Annotated in this window: 17 protein-coding genes; 1 reads left to right on the top strand and 16 read right to left on the bottom strand. The window is 40.7% G+C overall.

Features of this window, described 5'->3' with window-relative positions:
• Positions 1 to 4: 4 nt before the first annotated feature.
• The 11 genes from CBS1_RS04595 to glmM form a co-directional block, all read right to left on the bottom strand.
• On the bottom strand, positions 5 to 1357 hold the full coding sequence (locus CBS1_RS04595) for an MFS transporter (RefSeq protein WP_090222006.1): 1353 nt from the start codon (positions 1355 to 1357) through the stop codon (positions 5 to 7).
• A 180-nt stretch (positions 1358 to 1537) separates the two neighbouring features.
• A complete protein-coding gene (locus CBS1_RS04600; RefSeq protein ID WP_090222007.1) occupies positions 1538 to 2044 on the bottom strand; it encodes a ferritin-like domain-containing protein in 507 nt (168 codons plus the stop codon).
• A gap of 36 nt (positions 2045 to 2080) precedes the next feature.
• Positions 2081 to 2374, bottom strand: coding sequence for a thioredoxin family protein (locus tag CBS1_RS04605; protein ID WP_090222009.1), 294 nt, complete (start codon positions 2372 to 2374; stop codon positions 2081 to 2083).
• Between the two features lie 46 nt (positions 2375 to 2420).
• On the bottom strand, positions 2421 to 3998 hold the full coding sequence (locus CBS1_RS04610; RefSeq protein WP_241685570.1) for a peptidoglycan D,D-transpeptidase FtsI family protein: 1578 nt from the start codon (positions 3996 to 3998) through the stop codon (positions 2421 to 2423).
• Positions 3999 to 4086: 88 nt separating this feature from the next.
• Positions 4087 to 6762: a CBS domain-containing protein gene (locus tag CBS1_RS04615; RefSeq protein ID WP_090222010.1), complete on the bottom strand. Its 2676-nt coding sequence runs from the start codon at positions 6760 to 6762 to the stop codon at positions 4087 to 4089.
• Positions 6759 to 7946 carry a metallophosphoesterase gene (locus CBS1_RS04620; protein ID WP_090222012.1) on the bottom strand — a complete coding sequence of 396 codons (1188 nt, stop codon included), beginning with the start codon at positions 7944 to 7946 and terminating at the stop codon, positions 6759 to 6761. Before CBS1_RS04620 ends, CBS1_RS04615 begins: the two co-directional genes overlap by 4 nt.
• A 24-nt stretch (positions 7947 to 7970) precedes the next feature.
• On the bottom strand, positions 7971 to 8807 hold the full coding sequence (locus CBS1_RS04625; protein ID WP_090222014.1) for an MBL fold metallo-hydrolase: 837 nt from the start codon (positions 8805 to 8807) through the stop codon (positions 7971 to 7973).
• Between the two features lie 49 nt (positions 8808 to 8856).
• On the bottom strand, positions 8857 to 9309 hold the full coding sequence (rplI, locus tag CBS1_RS04630) for a 50S ribosomal protein L9 (RefSeq protein ID WP_033192037.1): 453 nt from the start codon (positions 9307 to 9309) through the stop codon (positions 8857 to 8859).
• Positions 9310 to 9348: 39 nt separating this feature from the next.
• Positions 9349 to 10167, bottom strand: a complete 819-nt coding sequence (prmC, locus tag CBS1_RS04635) for a peptide chain release factor N(5)-glutamine methyltransferase (protein ID WP_090222015.1) — start codon at positions 10165 to 10167, stop codon at positions 9349 to 9351.
• A gap of 29 nt (positions 10168 to 10196) precedes the next feature.
• Positions 10197 to 10505, bottom strand: a complete 309-nt coding sequence (locus CBS1_RS04640; protein ID WP_033192039.1) for a metal-sulfur cluster assembly factor — start codon at positions 10503 to 10505, stop codon at positions 10197 to 10199.
• The gene (glmM, locus tag CBS1_RS04645; RefSeq protein ID WP_090222017.1) at positions 10502 to 11806 is read right to left on the bottom strand and encodes a phosphoglucosamine mutase; all 1305 of its coding nucleotides are present in this window, start codon (positions 11804 to 11806) and stop codon (positions 10502 to 10504) included. The genes CBS1_RS04640 and glmM overlap by 4 nt, the downstream gene beginning before the upstream one ends.
• Before the next feature lie 128 nt (positions 11807 to 11934).
• On the opposite strand from glmM, the gene CBS1_RS10450 reads away from it, so the two are divergent.
• The gene (locus CBS1_RS10450; protein ID WP_033191365.1) at positions 11935 to 12864 is read left to right on the top strand and encodes a DDE-type integrase/transposase/recombinase; all 930 of its coding nucleotides are present in this window, start codon (positions 11935 to 11937) and stop codon (positions 12862 to 12864) included.
• Positions 12865 to 12912: 48 nt separating this feature from the next.
• Here the strand turns inward: CBS1_RS10450 and CBS1_RS04650 are convergent, their stop codons facing one another.
• The 5 genes from CBS1_RS04650 to CBS1_RS04670 are packed head-to-tail and all read right to left on the bottom strand — an operon-like array spanning position 12913 to position 16643.
• Positions 12913 to 13587: a TIGR00266 family protein gene (locus tag CBS1_RS04650; RefSeq protein ID WP_033192041.1), complete on the bottom strand. Its 675-nt coding sequence runs from the start codon at positions 13585 to 13587 to the stop codon at positions 12913 to 12915.
• Entirely contained in the window at positions 13584 to 14120 is a 537-nt protein-coding gene (gene pyrR, locus CBS1_RS04655; RefSeq protein WP_033192042.1) for a bifunctional pyr operon transcriptional regulator/uracil phosphoribosyltransferase PyrR, read from the bottom strand. Before pyrR ends, CBS1_RS04650 begins: the two co-directional genes overlap by 4 nt.
• 46 nt (positions 14121 to 14166) lie before the next feature.
• Entirely contained in the window at positions 14167 to 14931 is a 765-nt protein-coding gene (locus CBS1_RS04660) for a hypothetical protein (RefSeq protein WP_033192043.1), read from the bottom strand.
• Positions 14912 to 16030, bottom strand: coding sequence for a tRNA guanosine(34) transglycosylase Tgt (gene tgt, locus CBS1_RS04665; protein WP_090222096.1), 1119 nt, complete (start codon positions 16028 to 16030; stop codon positions 14912 to 14914). Before tgt ends, CBS1_RS04660 begins: the two co-directional genes overlap by 20 nt.
• Entirely contained in the window at positions 16011 to 16643 is a 633-nt protein-coding gene (locus CBS1_RS04670; protein ID WP_236938344.1) for a cyclodeaminase/cyclohydrolase family protein, read from the bottom strand. The genes tgt and CBS1_RS04670 overlap by 20 nt, the downstream gene beginning before the upstream one ends.
• Positions 16644 to 16770 lie beyond the last annotated feature (127 nt).

A 16770-nucleotide genomic window follows, 5' to 3' on the forward strand; every position in this document is an offset into this window, starting at 1 on the left:
GTTTTTATTCCTTCATTCCTTCCGAAGAACTGTTCGCATCAAGCGTTTGACTTGCCATTTCCATAGCAAGTTCCCTCATCTTTTTATTGAGTGCCTCTACTTCTACCTCAAAATACCACGCAGAAAGCATGAGTAGGAAACCACAAACAAGCCAAAAGTACGCTGTGATTTCCAACGCTGCTCCCAAAGTTCCCAAAGTAACAGATAACGAACCACCAACGAACCTTCCGATTCCAGTACCAACTGAATCCGTTAGATTAAATATCGAGAAGATTCGGCCACGGTCCTTTGGTTCATTCACATTCAGCAACATCATTTTCACATTCGGACCAGTGTACGAATCCATTGCAGCAGCGATGAATCCAAGCATTCCAAATGTTAAGAACCCTAACAAGCTATTAGATGTGTTAGATGTGTACGAGTACCTAAAAACACTCACTGTTAGAAAAACACCCAATATCGTCGTTATTGCAGAGACAAGCGGAACCAATTTCTTTGAGCGCCTATAAATCTTCTCACCAATAAAACCTCCTGCGATATTACCAGCGATACTTCCAAGTGCAAAAAGCAGGAACATCGTCGTTGCTTGGTTTAAATCCATGGACTTTTCACGCCTGAAGAATTCTATCATGAAATAGGGAATAGCACCCCAGGGTATTGTACCTGCGATACCTTGCAGAAAAAGTAGAAGGTTTGTTTTGATTTTTACAAGCTGAGTATAATCCGAAAGCTTTATGGTATAAGAATAATCCGCTTGTGTCTCAGAGAAACCTTCTTCGCTCGCACCACGTCTTGGTTCTTGGAGCACGTTGATTATTAAAGGTATCAAAAGAAGATTTGGAGCGGAAACGAGTATGAACGGTATCCTCCATCCAAAAATATTGGCAGTGTAACCTGCTACAAGCATTCCTACTATACTTCCGACAGTTGAGGCAAGCCCTAATACAGATACTATCTTACCTCTTTCCCTATGACCATAAAGGTCCCCGACAAGTGAATAAGATATTGGGAATGAAGCACCAATTCCAATTCCTGTTAAAACTCGCCAAAAGAACAGTTCGCCGTAAGAACCGGAAATAGCAGTTAGCAAACAAGGAACTTCACCAACAAGGATTGAGCCTATCAGTAACCATTTTCTACTGTACTTGTCTGTTAAATATCCCCAGATCAAGCTGATGAGTGCACCAACAATACTAAAGACTCCTCCGATGAGTCCTATGTGTGAATCCGTGATATTGAATTCTTTCTCTATCATTCCAATCACAGGACTCATTACCATCTGGTCTGCATTCAATACAACAAGTAGCAAGAAAAGAAAAAGAGAGATCTTTTTTCGATCTTTTGCACCCCTATCCATAAAACTCCCTCCGCTATTTCTAAAATGCAAACCGAATTCTTAAGTATTATACCACAACATCTCTTTTCAAAAGCCAGAGAAAGCACTATTTCCATGGAGACTTTATAATAAATGTCAACTGCTGAAAATAAAAACCAGAGGCTCAGGTTTCCCCAAGCCTCTGATTTGATTTATTTTAGATTAAAAGAGCGGTTCAAAGCCCTGCTGATTCCAGTAATTTCTTTTTGCCTCTTCGTAAGCATCCTCCAAGACTTTTTTATGACCATTTTCCCAATTCCCAAGTAATTCCAAGATTTTCTTCATCTCCAAATCTGACACTTTCTGTGCACTCTCTTTGTAGAACTTCTCAAAATCTTCTTCAATCAGGTATGCCATTCTAAGTATGGCAAGATCATTCGCCATCTGGTCTAGTGTTCCATTTACCATCTCTGATTTTTCTCTTCCTTCAAAAAAGTCCGTGCGAACTATCGCTTGCTGTGCATCATCCAGTGTTATTTCCACGTTGTTCTCAACCTTTTTCATCAAGTTTTCAATGAACTTGATGTGGTCCTCCTCCATGCTTGCAAGACCTTCAAGAAGTTCTTTGACTTCCTTGCTGGAAACCTTTTTTGCTTTCTCTTTGTAAAATTCTCTACCTTCAATTTCTCGCATCAACGCAAATCTCAGTATACCTATCACTTTTTCCATGCTCACACCCCCTTGTGAAGAGTTGAAACTTTAAACTCACTTTGCATCCAGCTCAATTCCAAGTATATCATACATTCTCTGGATATATTCCCTTATTTCAAATTCAGAAAAATTCCTTGCGAATCTCTTCAGCTCGTTTCCTTCGTCGTCTAAAAAAATAATAGTTGGAACTGTAAAAACCATGTTCTGACCTGCTATCTCTGGTTTCTCAACTACATCGACGACTTCTAACTCGAGGCTGTATTCCTCAGATATTCTTTTCATTTTCGGTAAGAACGCAATACACACTCCACACTTATCGTTTTTGAAGTAAAGAGCCTTTATTTTCATAACCTTCTGACCAACCTCCTACTTTTTGTTTTCTTCACTACTTTCATCAAAAAAAACCGTTCTGTAACATGAAATCAAAGACTTTGCGAGCCAGTGGAGCTGCGTTATGTCCACCACTTTCTCCGTTTTCTACCAGCACCAGGACCGAATATTTCGGATTTCTTGAAGGTGCAAAACCCACAAACCAAGCATGGGGAGGACCACTGTGGGTTTGTGCAGTTCCCGTCTTACCAGCAACTGTGATTTCGAAACCTTGGAAACTTTTCGCAGCCGTTCCACCGCTGGAAGCAGGACCTTGAACTGTTGTCACCTGTTCTAACCCATCTATTAAAGTGTTCCAAACGTTCTCTGGAACGTTCAGCGGTATTTTCTTAGTTGAAACTTCCTCATTCAAAACCAATTTGGGTCTAACAAACAGCCCTTTGTTAGCTACGGTGTTGTAAAGGCTCAGCACTTGAATCGGAGTGAGGTCAAGAAATCCCTGCCCGATTCCAAATAAGATTGTGTCTCCTGGATACCATTTCTCATCTAATTTTTTCAATTTCCACTCGGGAGTTGGTAGCGTTCCGGCAACTTCTCCGGGCAAGTTTATGCCAGTTTTTTGGTCAAGGTAAAATGCCTTTGCAACGGTAATAAGTTTATCAATTCCAACATCTAAAGCTGCGTTATAGAAGTAAACATTACAAGATACTCGAATGGCCTTCCTCAAATCCACAACTCCATGTCCCGTAATTAGCCAATCTTTGTAAGTTGCTGTCACTCTCCCCTTTGAATCTCTATATCTGAAAACTCCGTTGCACGTTATTGTATTAGGATGGCTATAGAGCAGCTGGGCTATCGCAGTGACAACTTTAAACGTCGAACCTGGCGGGTAAACGTTTGATATTGCCCTGTTTAGTAGAGGCTTCAGTGGATCGTTGACGAGCTTTTCCCATGTGAGAACATCTACCCCGTTTAAATCTACCTCCGGTGCAGGATAGGAAGCCATTGCGAGAATATCACCTGTTTGAACATTGCTTACAATGATAACAGAAGGAGTTGCAAGTTCACTGAGCAGGTCGTAAGCGTACTTTTGGAGTTTAAAGTTAATCGTTGTCTGTAAATCAAGGCCATTCTCTCCGAAGCTTTCTATGATGCTTTGCTGGTATTTACCACCCGGTGACCTGATGCCGTATGAGACGGATAATTTGCCTTTTAGTACATCGTTGTAAACATATTCAAGCCCAGAAATACCTTCTCCGTCCTTGTTAACGCTACCAACTATATGATAGAGGAAGCCATAAGACTTTCGTCGTTCAGTGGGGATAATTTCGTATCCCATACTCTGCAAAACAAAAGCTTGTTCCCAGCTAACTTCAACACTACCGTTGTTTTTTAAGATTGCAAGCTGTGAATCATCAATATATTTTCGTAATTTCTTCTCATCTTCCGCAGTGTATTTTTTCAAAACGAGTGTTGGTATTCTTTCACTCCAAGCAATTTTGACACCATCTGAAGAGTATATCGCTCCACGTAACCCTTTACTGTAAACACTCCGCTCAAGCAAAGAATTGAGCAAAGCCCTATGTTTTGGTTGGTCTATGACCTGAACTTTTACAAGACCGTAAATGATGTAGAAAAACATAAAAAAGAACATCACAAACGGTATAAAGCGCCTTATAGAACTTCCTGACACCAGTTCTCACCCACACAACTTTAGTCTACTGATCTGCTCATGTCTTTTGGTTTTCTGAAATTTCCGCCTGCTCAAGGTTTTTCAGGAACTGTTCAGCGATTTTTTCAACGGTTTGAATCTCATCAAGTTTTGGATTGTCCAATTTCATTGCGTACAGTCTTTCCAAAATCTCGTTTATAACAGGTCCGGATTTGAGACTAAATCTTTCAATAACGTATTTACCAGAGACTTTCTCAAGTTTTGTGTTAAGAATAGCGTCTATGTAAGTTATTAGGTATTCTTGGTCATCCTCTTCAAGGTATGCCGAGAGATGGATAAAGATGTACGGATTGCCTTTGCCAATCACTTTGTAGATATCTGAAAAATTCAATCGCGTTTCGATCATCGACTTTAAAGGCATCATCATATTCTCAGTGAATTTCAAACTTTCAATGAACTTCTTTGGATAACCGTAGCGGTTTCTCATGTCATCCAGAGTCTCTTTGTCGTAGAACTCCAGAAGAACCGTTGATATCGCGTAAAAATCACTGATGTTTTGGTACCTTTCTTTGACACTTGGCAAAAACTTAAAGACTCGTTCCAGTTTTTCATCCATAGTAGGTGTGTAGTATGTTTTTGGAAAGATGTGTTTTAAAATCCCAAGTTCTGCTAAACGTCTGATTGCTTTCATCGGCTCTCTTTCTTCCAATATCTTTTCTATCTCCTGCCTTATCCTCGATCCTGAAACCCTTTCTAAATATTTGCCCTCCAGATTCTTTTTCAAAATGTCCAATGTATGTTCTTCTATTCTGAAGTTGTACCTTGTTTCAAACCTGACAGCCCTAATCATGCGAGTAGGGTCTTCTATGAAACTCAAGTTGTGAAGTATCCTTATGATACCTTCTTGAAGGTCTCTTTGGCAGTTAAAGAAGTCATAGAGCACTCCAAACTCGTTGGGATTCAACTTTATTGCCATTGCGTTTATTGTGAAATCCCTTCGGTACAGGTCTTTCTTTATCGTGCTCACGTCAACTTGTGGAAGTTCTCCTGGCTTTTCATAGTATTCCGTTCGCGCTGTTGCAATATCTATTTTGAAACCATCTTTAAATACCAACGTTGCAGTATAAAATTTCTCGTAAGGGACAACAATCGCATCGAGCTGTTTGCCCACGTACTTTGCAAACTCAATCCCATTCCCCTCTACGACTATATCTATATCGTAATTAGGTATATTTAATAATAAGTCCCTGACAAATCCACCCACTACATAGACTGGCATCTTCAATTCATGTCCATAAATACCAATGAGTCTCAACAAGTTGACAATTCTCTTGTCGAGCCTTTCGTATATAATATCAGTTACATTCTTGAAATTAAAGCTAACTTCGCTTTCCTGAGGTGTTTGAACCGGTTGCTTTTGACTTGCCCTGATGATATCTGACCTTGTAACGATTCCAACAAGTATATTGTTTTCATCCAAGATAGGTATTCTCCCGACGTCGTGCTCGATCATCAGCTTTTTGAGAGTACTTACAGGTGTGTCTGTCTTTGCCGTTATAAGCTTCGATGTCATTACCGATTTAACGGGTCTTTTGCCTAAACCGTGGTTAATAGCCTTTTCTATCGTCTTTTTAGTAACAATCCCAACAAGCTTATTACCTTCAACAATTGGTATACCGTTGTGCCCGGTTATTTCCATTGTTTTGTTAACCTCTTCTATTGTTTCCGATGCCAACGCCGTTCTAACAGGTGAAGACATGATGTCTTTAGCCTTGAGGCCTGATGAAATGTATTTTGGAAGTGTATTCAAAACCTTGTGTATGACCTCTTCGACAGCCACCATCGAGAGCGTCGCAGAAGCTGCCTGCCTATGTCCTCCACCTCCAAATTCACTCATCAAGCCTCTTATGTCCACATCGGGAGACTTCGTCCTTCCCACGATAAAGACTTTCTTTCCCATTCTCACCACTGCGATCAGCGTCTCCGGTTCTTGAGCATACCAGTATTTTGCAACGACCGCAGAAAGCCCACCTACGAATTTTTCGGTTTCCGCATGCGTTATCGTAATGATATGATTGTCTATGGTGTAAGTTTGCGTGTTCTGTAGTAAATTTTGGAGTAGTAATTTCTGGTCTATCGTCAGATCAAATTTCACGTATTCGGCTACTATTTCTACCTCTAAACCGCTTTCAAATAGATATCTAACTGCATCGATATCATCCAACGTTGTGCTTGAGAAGAGCAGATTACCAGTGTCTTCGTATATGGCAATCCCAAGCAAGGTAGCTTCTATTCTATTTGGTTTAACCCCGTGTTCCCTCAACATTTTCGTTACGATGCTTGCGGCAGCTCCTGTTTGTCGAAAGATTTTAGTGATACCATATCCGAGCGTACTTGTGCTATTTTCTGAACTATCAGAACCTCTTATATCGGGGTGATGGTCAATTATCGTTATCTTGGCATCAGGTCTTAGTTTCTTCTTTATCTCATCACCGATTCTCTCCAAGCCTGGCGTATCGACGATTATCAGTTCCTCTATACCCTCTTCCACCTTCGCAATCTGATCACTTGTTAAATAGGGAAATTCGTCCTCGTAAAGTCGTAGGTATTCTTTAAGGTTCTGCATGGGAACCCCAGAGATAACGATTTCAAAGTCCGGATGGAGTTTTTTCATACCTACACAAGAAGCAAACCCATCAAAATCTGGATTGTTGTGAGTGGTTATAACCTTCAAACAATCACTTCCCTCTTTCTTAACTTGTTGACAGAACCTGTGACAATTTCAATTTCACCTGAGGCATCAACACGAGCAATAGCGTAGAATATTTCAAAGAATCTTTGGAAAATATTCTTTGACTTTCTTTCGACAACGGGCTTCCAAGAACCACAGTTCACGTAAAACTTCACATCGTCTTTTATTTTAATCAAGTCAAAACCAGGTTTGTGGTTATGTCCCATCACAATACCTTGTATGTCTTCAAAAGGCTTGCTAAGAAAAGTTTCGTTTAAATACCCATCCATATTCTTGAAAAACCACTCCGGATCTTTGAATATCTTAATCGCAGCCTTTTTCAAATAATCCGTTTTCCTAACATTTCGTGCTTTCATAACCCCGCGTACCAATAACTCACCAAGTTTTATTCCGCCAATTTTGTTCAAAAATAGTATCGACAAGTTACTCATCAACGGGTACCTTTTTTTCATCCAGTACTTAGCCTCATCTTCGCGCATCATGGTTATGAAGTTGTCTATCCACAACTTCAGTAAATCGACGCTCGTTTCATACAATTTCGAAATCTGTTCAAGCCATTGGAAAACATCGAGTGAAGGTCTGACGTTATCGTAGTCGCTCACTACTTCTTCTGGCAAATATTCTCTCAACACGTCGTCGAAGTTTATCATCATGTACCTTGAGATAAAATCACCAAGTGGAGGGATTATCTCACCGTTGACTTCGGTAAACTTGTTGATAGCATCGAACTGATTTCCATGTACCGCTAGGATCTGTGTTTGCTCATCGTAGTAGTACGGGACTATTTCGAGATTCCTTATCTTTTCCTTTAGCCTTTCTTGCAGCGTTTTATTTCCTAAAATATAGTAATCGTGGTTACCAACCACGTATGTAACTTTTCCTTTAAATTTTGCCAGAGCATCAAATACTTTGGGATGAGCTTGCTCTATAGAATCTATAAGTTTTCCATCAAGTGAATGAACAATTTCCCAGAACGGTTTTAACCCAGCATGCCTAATGTATTCGGACTCGAGAATCTCAAACCCGTCACCTACAATAACAAGCTCTGGGTTTTCCAAACCGTTCCACTCATTTATGAAGTTAGTAAAAAGTTCGTCTTGTGTGAAATCATCTTTACCGTTTCCATCTCCGATGTGCAAATCACTGACGAATATTATATTCCTCAAATCCCAACTTCATCCCCTTTTCTATTAGAGTTCAAATATTCTCTCAGGATGGACGTACAATATCTTTGTTCCCGGGATCTGTATTTTCCTGATGACCTTCTCCATGCTTCTTATGTATCTGGAAGATATATGATAAAGGACGAGCGTTTGAACATTTGCCTCTTTCACAAGTTCTATTACTTCTTCGAGTGATGCGTGGTTGTTGAATTTTCTGTCCTCTTTCTTTAGAAAAGTGCACTCGTGAAAGAGGATTTCGGTGTCTTGTATGTCTTCTTTTTTCAACAAGATCGTGTCGCCCGAGATAGTCAGAACCTTTTTTTCGTACGTTTCCGTCACTTGCTCGCTTCCATAAGTCTTGACAAGCCTTGTTATTTCTTCTTTCGAAAGGTCCCTGTATTCTGCTTTCAACCTTTTGCGGACCTCGACAAGGTGATAACCGAATGCCGCTTCGCTGTAAGTATGCAGAACACTAAATGGTTTTATATAACGATTCGTTGTTTCAGAATCTCTCAATGGAACCTTTTCACCTTCTTTGAGAGGCACAAACTGGAGTTTAAATCGTAGTTCGCTGTTTGCTCTCCTTAAGAAATCTGCGTACAGTTCTATGCCTTTGTTTCCCGAAGGATAATAAATGGTCAAAGGTTTTTCTCTATCGCCCATTGCATTGTTTCTTGTGTTGATTATCGACCATAGACCTGATATATGGTCAACATGACCATGCGTCAAAAAGATGTGCTTAACTGCGTATATTTTATTTGTTAACATCGTTGCTACGCCTTCACCTGCGTCAAATAGTATGCGCTCAGGTGAGTAGTAAATCCATGTGGAATAAAGTGCCTTGGAAAAAGCTACTATGTTCATATCTTTGCATCTTCAACTCCTTTTTCAGCGCATTTAGGATCTTGGTCTATTAATCTTCGCCCCTCACTACTTCAACTTTAATTTTTCCAGAAACACCGCCGGGTAATTTAACAACCACGTCGTAGAGTCCCACGCTTTTTATAGGTGTATCAAGTGATATCCACCTTTTGTCAAACTCCCTTCCTAAGATTTTTTCTATTTCCTCTGCGATGTTCGAATTTGTAAGCGAACCAAATAACTTACCGCCCTCGCCAGCTTTTGCTTTGATTTTAAAGAGGTGTTTTTGAAGTTCGGCAAGGAGCTCTTCACTTGCTTTTTTCTGTTCTTCTTGTCTTCTTTTTTCCTCTTCTTTTTGTCTTTCCAACTCTTTAATCACTTCAGGTGTCGCTTCCTTAGCCAATCCCTTTGGAATAAGGAAATTTCTGGCGTATCCATCGGAAACGCTGACTATCTGACCTCTTTTTCCAAGTTTCGGAACATCCTGCATCAGGACTACTTTCATAGCTTCTTCACCCCTTTTTTGAAACTTTAGAAATTTGACTCAATCTCTTGGCTCAATAACCAAATATCTATCTTTTCCAGCGAGGTCTTTTAAGATTTTTCCACCGGTTAAACTTATTAATTTCTCACCTTGGTCCTCGCCTATTTCCATTATAACAATTTTACCTGAGATATCATAGCGATTGAAGAATTCTCTGTAAAAGTCCAGCCCATCCTCTCCAGCAAAGAGTGCTTCTTTTGGTTCAAAATCGAGTTCTTTTTGGAGTTTGGCATTATTCCTTACATACGGCGGATTAGAGACTACCAATTCTATACTATCCCACTCTTTTCGGAACGGTTCTGCATAGCTGCCAAGTCTGAATTCACAACTTGTACCATATCTCTCCGCATTCTTCTTGGCAAGTCTTATCGCTTTTTCGTTAACGTCCGTTCCGAGAACTTTCACACCAAGTGTTGACAATTCTTTGTTGGTAGCACACTCAAGTGCAATGGTCACAGCTATCACTCCGCTACCAACACCTATGTCTAAAACTTTCCTCAGCTTGTATTTTCTTATGTACTCCAGGCTCAAATCTACAAGTCCTTCTGTTTCCCACCTTGGTATGAGCACGCCTTCTTCTATGTAAAACAACCTGCCGTAAAATTCCACTTCGCCAACGATATACTGCAGCGGATATCCTGTGAGACGTTTCTCAAACAGGTGAATTATGGAATCAAGCTGTTCATCTGGGCATTCTTCATCATAATGCGCAATTACGTATTCTTTCCTTTTTCCAAGTACTTTTCCAATCAAAAGAAGAGCCTCCCGCTCGGGAAGCCCTCTTTCCTTGTAAGTGCGAACAATTTCAGAAAACTTCATGGAGCCTTCGAGCACTCAAAACACTGTTCTTAAATCCCGAGTTGTTTTCGAATGACTGGATCTATTCTATCAGGTGTCCAAGGTGGGTCAAATGTGAGTTCGACTTCTACATTATTAACACCCTCTATAGACCTTATCTTCATTTCCGCATCACCCATAATTCCACCAGCGAGCGGGCACATCGGGGTAGTCATCGTCATGAGCACTTTGACATTGTTTTGGTCATCCACCTGTATATCGTAAACAAGACCCAATGTAACCACGTCAAGTCCTATCTCCCAGTCAATAACTTCCTTAAGTTTGTTCCACACAGCATTTTTTAGTTCTTCCTTTGTCATGCATTTTCACCTCCGTTGGTAAGCTCTTCTATCTTACTGGCTATTTCGTATGCAACATTATTAATGTATTCTTCATCTGGTCCCTGAACAAAGACCCTTACAAGCGGTTCGGTTCCCGACGGTCTGACGACGATGTCCGTGTCTTCTCGTTTGTATTTCTCAATCAGTTCTCTTACCTCTTTGTTTTCAACAACAAGTTTATTCTTGCACTTGATATTGAGCATAACTTGTGGATAATCCGATATTTCGTCAGCAAGTTCAGATAGTTTCTTCCCTTTTAGAATCATTACCCTTATAGTTTCCAATGCCGTTATCAATCCGTCACCTGTTGTCGACCTATCCAAGAAGATAATATGCCCGCTTCTCTCTCCACCAAGGACCGCACCATGTTCCATCATCTGCTCAAGAACGTACCTATCTCCGACTTTCGCCCTTAAAAGTTTGATACCGTGCTTTTTAAGGAAGACCTCAAGCCCCATGTTAGAAAGCACAGTTCCCACAACTACATTGTTCTTCAAACGTCCCTCGCTTTTCATCTGGACCGCACACATTCCTAATATTTTGTCACCATGAACTTCCTGCTTTTTCTCATCTAGCAAAATACATCTATCAGCGTCACCATCGTGAAGTATCGCAAGGTTGTGACTTGTCATCTTTTCTCTTGCATGGTCTGGATTTGTAGAACCGCAATCTACGTTTATATTATAACCATCCGGATTATTATTAATCACTTCTACTTTTGCTCCGAGTTGTTTTAAAACATAAGGTGTTGTTTCATACGCTGCTCCATTTCCGGCATCAACCAATATCTTCAAACCTGACAAATCTAAATTTGGGAATTGTTGAATAACGTAGTTTGCATATTCCTCAAAAGCAAGCTTGTAGTCAACTACGCAACCTATCTCGTTGTAAGGAGCGTAATGAAGCTCTTTCATCCGCTTTTCCAAATTTTCCTCCACATCATCTGGAAGCTTAAAGCCTTTGGAGATGACCTTTAAGCCGTTGAATTCTGGAGGATTGTGCGAAGCGGAAATCATCACTCCCACAGCATCTTCAAGTTTCGTTATTATCGCCAACGCTGGGGTCGGAAGAACACCGCATCGATAAACCGTGGCACCCGCAGCAGTAGCCCCGGCAATAATTGCCGCTTCGAGCATATCACCGCTCGCTCTTGTATCTTTAGCTATAAATATTCTGTTACTGATGTATCTGCCAAGTGCATTTCCCAACCTAAACGCTATTTCTGATGTAAGTTCTTCGTTAACCACACCCCTTATGCCATCAGTTCCAAAGAGCCTCATAAGAAATCCTCCCTTGATTCATTTGATGCTGTTAACTAAAAGTATTGAAAATTTCCAAAAACCGTATTATCTTCTTATTAGTGGAACACCCCCCACCATCAATTCTCACAAAAAGGAGGTACTCCACTATGCAGAATTCTGTAGTCTCTTGCCCCAAATGCGGCTCTACCAACATCTACAAAAACGGTCATGATAAGTACGGTAACCAACAATACTTTTGCAAAGACTGTAAGCGCACTTTCAGACTTGTTCATTCAAAAAAACACAAGCTCTTCTCTTTCCCTTATCCTAAATGCCCTGTCTGTGGAAAAACTATGCAAATCCACAAAATCAAAAAAGCCTTCGTTAAGTTCCGTTGCCGTTCTTGCCATACCAGAGACGAAATCCCAACTAACTTACCTCAATTTGTCCCTCTTCCTTTCGACTCTTTCAAGTTCTTCCGTTTCCCTATCTTTATTGTCCTTAAAGCCTTCGTCCTTTATTTCAAAGCTGTGTCCTTGCGTTCCATCAGAGACTCACTTAATATCAAAGTCTCTCATGTCGCTATCTACAAGTGGATCCTTAAGTTGTCTTGTTTCTTTTCCATCCTCGTTCCTGTAGATGCTTTCAAAGTCCATGGTGATGAAACTGTCGTTTTGTTTAAATCCAAAAAGTACTACGTTTGGTTCTTAGTTGAGCACGATTCGAATCTTATTGTTGCTTGGCATGTATCCAAATATCGCGATATGGGTCAAGTGAAGATATTGTTAGAGAAGTTCTTTGGTAACAACGAAAGAACAATCGAACTAATTACAGATGGACTTGGTGCATATGGTGCAGTGAAGATACTATACAAGAATATCAATCATATTGTTGTGAGACTTGGGCAAAACAATCAATGTGAATCGAAGTTTTCGTTATTCCAAGACTTTGTACGAGCCAAGCGTGGATTTAAGAATATTGACAATCTTCCAATGTACGTGAACAGCTTTTGTGTAGTGAGAAATCTCTTGAAACTGAACAACAATGATATTGCGCGTGTTATCTGTGTTCTATTGTCTTCCATCACTACAAGTTAACAGGATCATTCATTTTTTGTTAGTTTAGAATACCTCCGAACGTTTTTATTATCTGCTTCCAGTATCTCGAGGAACAAGGGATTTGATCCACTCCACAAATTCAGGATAATTTCTCGTTTGCACGTATATTCTCCCGGGTCCTGTGAAATCGCAAACCAAGCCTTCCCCACCAAAAAGCGTAGACTTAATTCCGCCGAAGGTTCTGACATTGTAGCTAACACTTCCATCAAAAGCTACGACGTGTCCTGTATCAATGGTTAGCTTCTCACCTACTCCCAATTCGATCATCTTAATAGCCCCAAAGGAAGAAACTGCGACATCACCGTACCCTTGAAGTTTGAGTAGGAAGATGCCTTCACCTGCAAAGAATGATTTAAATCCACCGAAGGAGACATCTACATCAACTTGCGTATCACTCGCCAAGAATGATGTCGACTGAACAAAAAGCGTACCGTTCACCTGAACGATTTCTATATCACCAGGTAGTTCCGGAGCTATACCGAGCTCTCCGTTTCCTGAGGAATAATAAGTATTCATGAAAAAGCTCTCGCCACCGAGAAACGCACGCTTTAATGCCTTCCACACTCCACCTGTTGACGTCTCAACGTTGATTGGACCTTTCATATAAACCATCGCGCCAGGTTCTACTCTCACTTGCTCACCAGGTCCGAGGTACACCTTCAAGAGTGCATAACTACCCCTGAACTCTATATCCCCTCTCATATGTCATCCCCCACCTTTAAAATATAGACTCCGTCTTCACCATCAACTTCTTTCAACCTGACTTTAACGACTTCAAGGTCTTTTGAGCTTGGGATGTTTTTTCCCACGTAATCCGGTCTTATTGGAAATTCTCTGTGCCCTCTATCAATAAGAACCGCAAGCTGTATGGATTTCGGTCTTCCACGCGAGATGATCGCATCCATTGCCGCTCTAATCGTTCTACCTGTGAAGAGTACATCGTCGACAAGAATCACTTTCTTGCCTTGCAAATTGAAATCAATTATACTTTTGTCTTGTTCCTTTGTGGTTCTCTTTTCGTCATCCCTAAAAGGTGCAACATCCAACGCCCCCACTGGGAGCTCCACACCTTCTATCATCGATATATTCTTAGCTATCCTTTTAGCCAGATACCAACCACGCGTGATGATTCCGATTATCACCAAATCTTCGGCACCTTTGTTCTTTTCTAATATCTCATGCGATATACGCATAAGCGACCTTCTAACATCGTCTTCTCCCAGTATCTTAACCATTTTCTCACTTCCCACCATCGGTGCTTGCCCTAAATATCCCACAATTCTACATATTAAATCCAAGACTTATTTTGAGTCCATAATTCGACTTCAGTTCCTCGTAAGTCGAAACGCTTTCACCAAAATTGTAAAATCCACTCACTTCGATTATGTAGTTATCAATCAGCAATTTCATCTTTCCGTAGACAAGATGGTATATCATCCCTCCAGAGAGTGCGTAGACTGGAACGTATGAAAGAACTACCTCGTCAAGTGGCAGTAATTTAGATAACACGAAGCCTAAATTGAATTTCAAATAATCAAGCCCAAGATTCATCAAGCCAAATTTTAAAGTTGTCTGAGGTGTAACAGACCAGCCGAAAACCGATTCCATACTGGGCAAAAGGCGTTCCTGTCTTTCCGAGTAGAGCATCAGATTGTATATTGCAAAACTTAAACTGGAAGAATCCGAAATCTTAATCAATCCTCCGACATCCAAGCTCAAAGCTTTAGCATCGAATGGGAGTAACTTAAGCTTCAGGTTCAGCCCGTACAACTTTGAAATATCGACCAACCTGTAGTTTATAGTCCCTGTTGCGTAGGTGGAGTCCGTTGTGTAACCGAGCTCCCCAAAGAGTGTTCCCTGCCTCTGCCTCCAGTAAACTCCAAGCTCCCAATCAGACTGCTGTGGAATTTTGATTGTAAACATCAATGTATTATTACCCGACGTGAAATATACGGGATTTTCGTAGAACTGTGCGTACAGCAATGAAGTCGTTATAAAAGTAAGAATAACAACAAGAAGGTTAATCTTACGAAGATTGCTTTTCATACGCTTTTTTCACCTTCTCTCTGAATTCAAAAAAGGTACCATTTTCTATGCTTTCGCGCATCTTCTCACCGAATTCCATCATGAAGTGTACGTCGTGAATGGTTAATAGTATCTGCCCGAGTACCTCTTCCCTATCAAAGAGGTGTCTTATGTAGCCCTTTGAAAAATTGCGACAAGTGTAGCACGTGCAATTTTCATCAATCGGTGTCTTATCATATTTGTACCTTGCTGAGCGGATGTTGAATTTTCCATTCCACGTAACTGCAAGCCCATGTCTTGCAACACGTGTTGGGAAAACGCTATCAAACATATCAACACCATTTGCGACCAGATCTACCAACAAATCGGGTGAACCACCGCCCATGAAGTACCTTGGTTTGTTTTCAGGCATCTTTGGACCTACGAACTCAACCATTTTCAAAGTAACCTCTCGTGGTTCGCCAACACTTAGCCCACCGATGGCGAATCCATCAAAATCCAATTCGGTGATTTCTCTTAAACTCATTTCTCTGAGGTCTTCGTATACTGCGCCTTGTATTATGCCAAAGATCGCCTGGTGAGAAATTCTTCTTAAATGTTCTAAACTCCGCTTTGCCCATTTCGTTGTGAGCTTCACAGACCTTTTTGCTTCTTCATACCCGTCCTTGGGATCGGCGCAGTAATCGAATGCCATAACGATATCTGAGCCGAGTGTTGCCTGTATTTCCATAGACAACTCCGGCGTAATGTAATGTTTTGACCCGTCTGTGGGAGACATAATCCACACGCCATCATCTGTGATCTTCTGACCTTTCTTAAGGCTAAAGACCTGGAATCCTCCACTATCGGTCAGAATAGGTCTATCCCAATTCATGAAGTTGTGCAGCCCACCAAACTCGCGGATAACATCCAAGCCCGGCTTGAGGTACAAATGAAACGCGTTTGAAAGAATTATCTGAACATTGTTTTCTTTCAAAATATGCGGAGTGACCAACTTTACATTCGCATTAGTACCAACCGGCATGAACGTAGGAGTTTCAACAACACCATGCGGAAGGTGTATTCTTCCCCGTCTTGCATTTCCAACAGTTTTTAAAACTTCAAATCTTAGTGAACCCATTTTCTTTTACCAACTCCTGTATTCTTTCGTAGTAGACTTTTGCTTCTCCCATAACTTCGTACATTTCATCCAAAATTTTATTTTTGAATTCTTCGTCGGTTATCGACTTGAGGTTAATCATAACGTTATATTCTCCTATCTTACAAGCGGCTCTTGCCAATTCTGCGGCGCTGAAAGCATCAGATACTGCGTTCTGATTACCCCACTTTGCAACAATTTCACTGTATTTGAGTATATCTCTCGCACATTCAACAAGTTCGAAAGGCGTTTCAACAGCTTTTTTAAGTGCCTCCTGAAGCTTTTTCTCCTTCTCGGGATCTTCCTTTGGCAGTTTGTAAGCTTCCATAACCTTATTGAACGCTTCGACATCTTCGGAAGCTAACCTGAGTGTTCTTTCTACAACAAGTTCCATATTTTCTAACACTTCTTGCATGAGTCCTTCGTAATTTTCGTATTTTTTCTTTCCGAGCGTGAGATTTGCAACCATCGAGTTCAGCGATGCACCGAGTGCGGCAACGACAGCACCAACGGCTCCTCCGCCTGGAACCGGTGTTTTTTCTTTCACTTTATTACAAAGGTCCTCAACAGATAATTTTCTAATATCCATCATCATACGCTTCCCCCTCCTCGTCAATGAGTTTAAAAAGCACTGAACTTTCAATATTAAAAACCTCTTCACAATAGAAAAATTATTAAACATTCCTATTTACAAACATTATACCACAAAAAAGCACAATTGA

Source organism: Fervidobacterium changbaicum (assembly GCF_004117075.1).
In the GTDB taxonomy this organism is placed as follows: Bacteria; Thermotogota; Thermotogae; order Thermotogales; family Fervidobacteriaceae; genus Fervidobacterium; species Fervidobacterium islandicum.

What these genes read in the sequence shown, in the direction of transcription:
- CBS1_RS04595 (WP_090222006.1), bottom strand. Translation starts at nt 1,357, where the DNA reads ATGGATAGGGGTGCAAAAGATCGAAAAAAGATCTCTCTTTTTCTTTTC.
- CBS1_RS04600 (WP_090222007.1), bottom strand. Translation starts at nt 2,044, where the DNA reads ATGGAAAAAGTGATAGGTATACTGAGATTTGCGTTGATGCGAGAAATT.
- CBS1_RS04605 (WP_090222009.1), bottom strand. Translation starts at nt 2,374, where the DNA reads ATGAAAATAAAGGCTCTTTACTTCAAAAACGATAAGTGTGGAGTGTGT.
- CBS1_RS04610 (WP_241685570.1), bottom strand. Translation starts at nt 3,998, where the DNA reads ATGTTTTTCTACATCATTTACGGTCTTGTAAAAGTTCAGGTCATAGAC.
- CBS1_RS04625 (WP_090222014.1), bottom strand. Translation starts at nt 8,807, where the DNA reads ATGAACATAGTAGCTTTTTCCAAGGCACTTTATTCCACATGGATTTAC.
- rplI (WP_033192037.1), bottom strand. Translation starts at nt 9,309, where the DNA reads ATGAAAGTAGTCCTGATGCAGGATGTTCCGAAACTTGGAAAAAGAGGT.
- prmC (WP_090222015.1), bottom strand. Translation starts at nt 10,167, where the DNA reads ATGAAGTTTTCTGAAATTGTTCGCACTTACAAGGAAAGAGGGCTTCCC.
- CBS1_RS04640 (WP_033192039.1), bottom strand. Translation starts at nt 10,505, where the DNA reads ATGACAAAGGAAGAACTAAAAAATGCTGTGTGGAACAAACTTAAGGAA.
- glmM (WP_090222017.1), bottom strand. Translation starts at nt 11,806, where the DNA reads ATGAGGCTCTTTGGAACTGATGGCATAAGGGGTGTGGTTAACGAAGAA.
- CBS1_RS10450 (WP_033191365.1), top strand. Translation starts at nt 11,935, where the DNA reads ATGCAGAATTCTGTAGTCTCTTGCCCCAAATGCGGCTCTACCAACATC.
- CBS1_RS04650 (WP_033192041.1), bottom strand. Translation starts at nt 13,587, where the DNA reads ATGAGAGGGGATATAGAGTTCAGGGGTAGTTATGCACTCTTGAAGGTG.
- pyrR (WP_033192042.1), bottom strand. Translation starts at nt 14,120, where the DNA reads ATGGTTAAGATACTGGGAGAAGACGATGTTAGAAGGTCGCTTATGCGT.
- CBS1_RS04660 (WP_033192043.1), bottom strand. Translation starts at nt 14,931, where the DNA reads ATGAAAAGCAATCTTCGTAAGATTAACCTTCTTGTTGTTATTCTTACT.
- tgt (WP_090222096.1), bottom strand. Translation starts at nt 16,030, where the DNA reads ATGGGTTCACTAAGATTTGAAGTTTTAAAAACTGTTGGAAATGCAAGA.
- CBS1_RS04670 (WP_236938344.1), bottom strand. Translation starts at nt 16,643, where the DNA reads ATGATGATGGATATTAGAAAATTATCTGTTGAGGACCTTTGTAATAAA.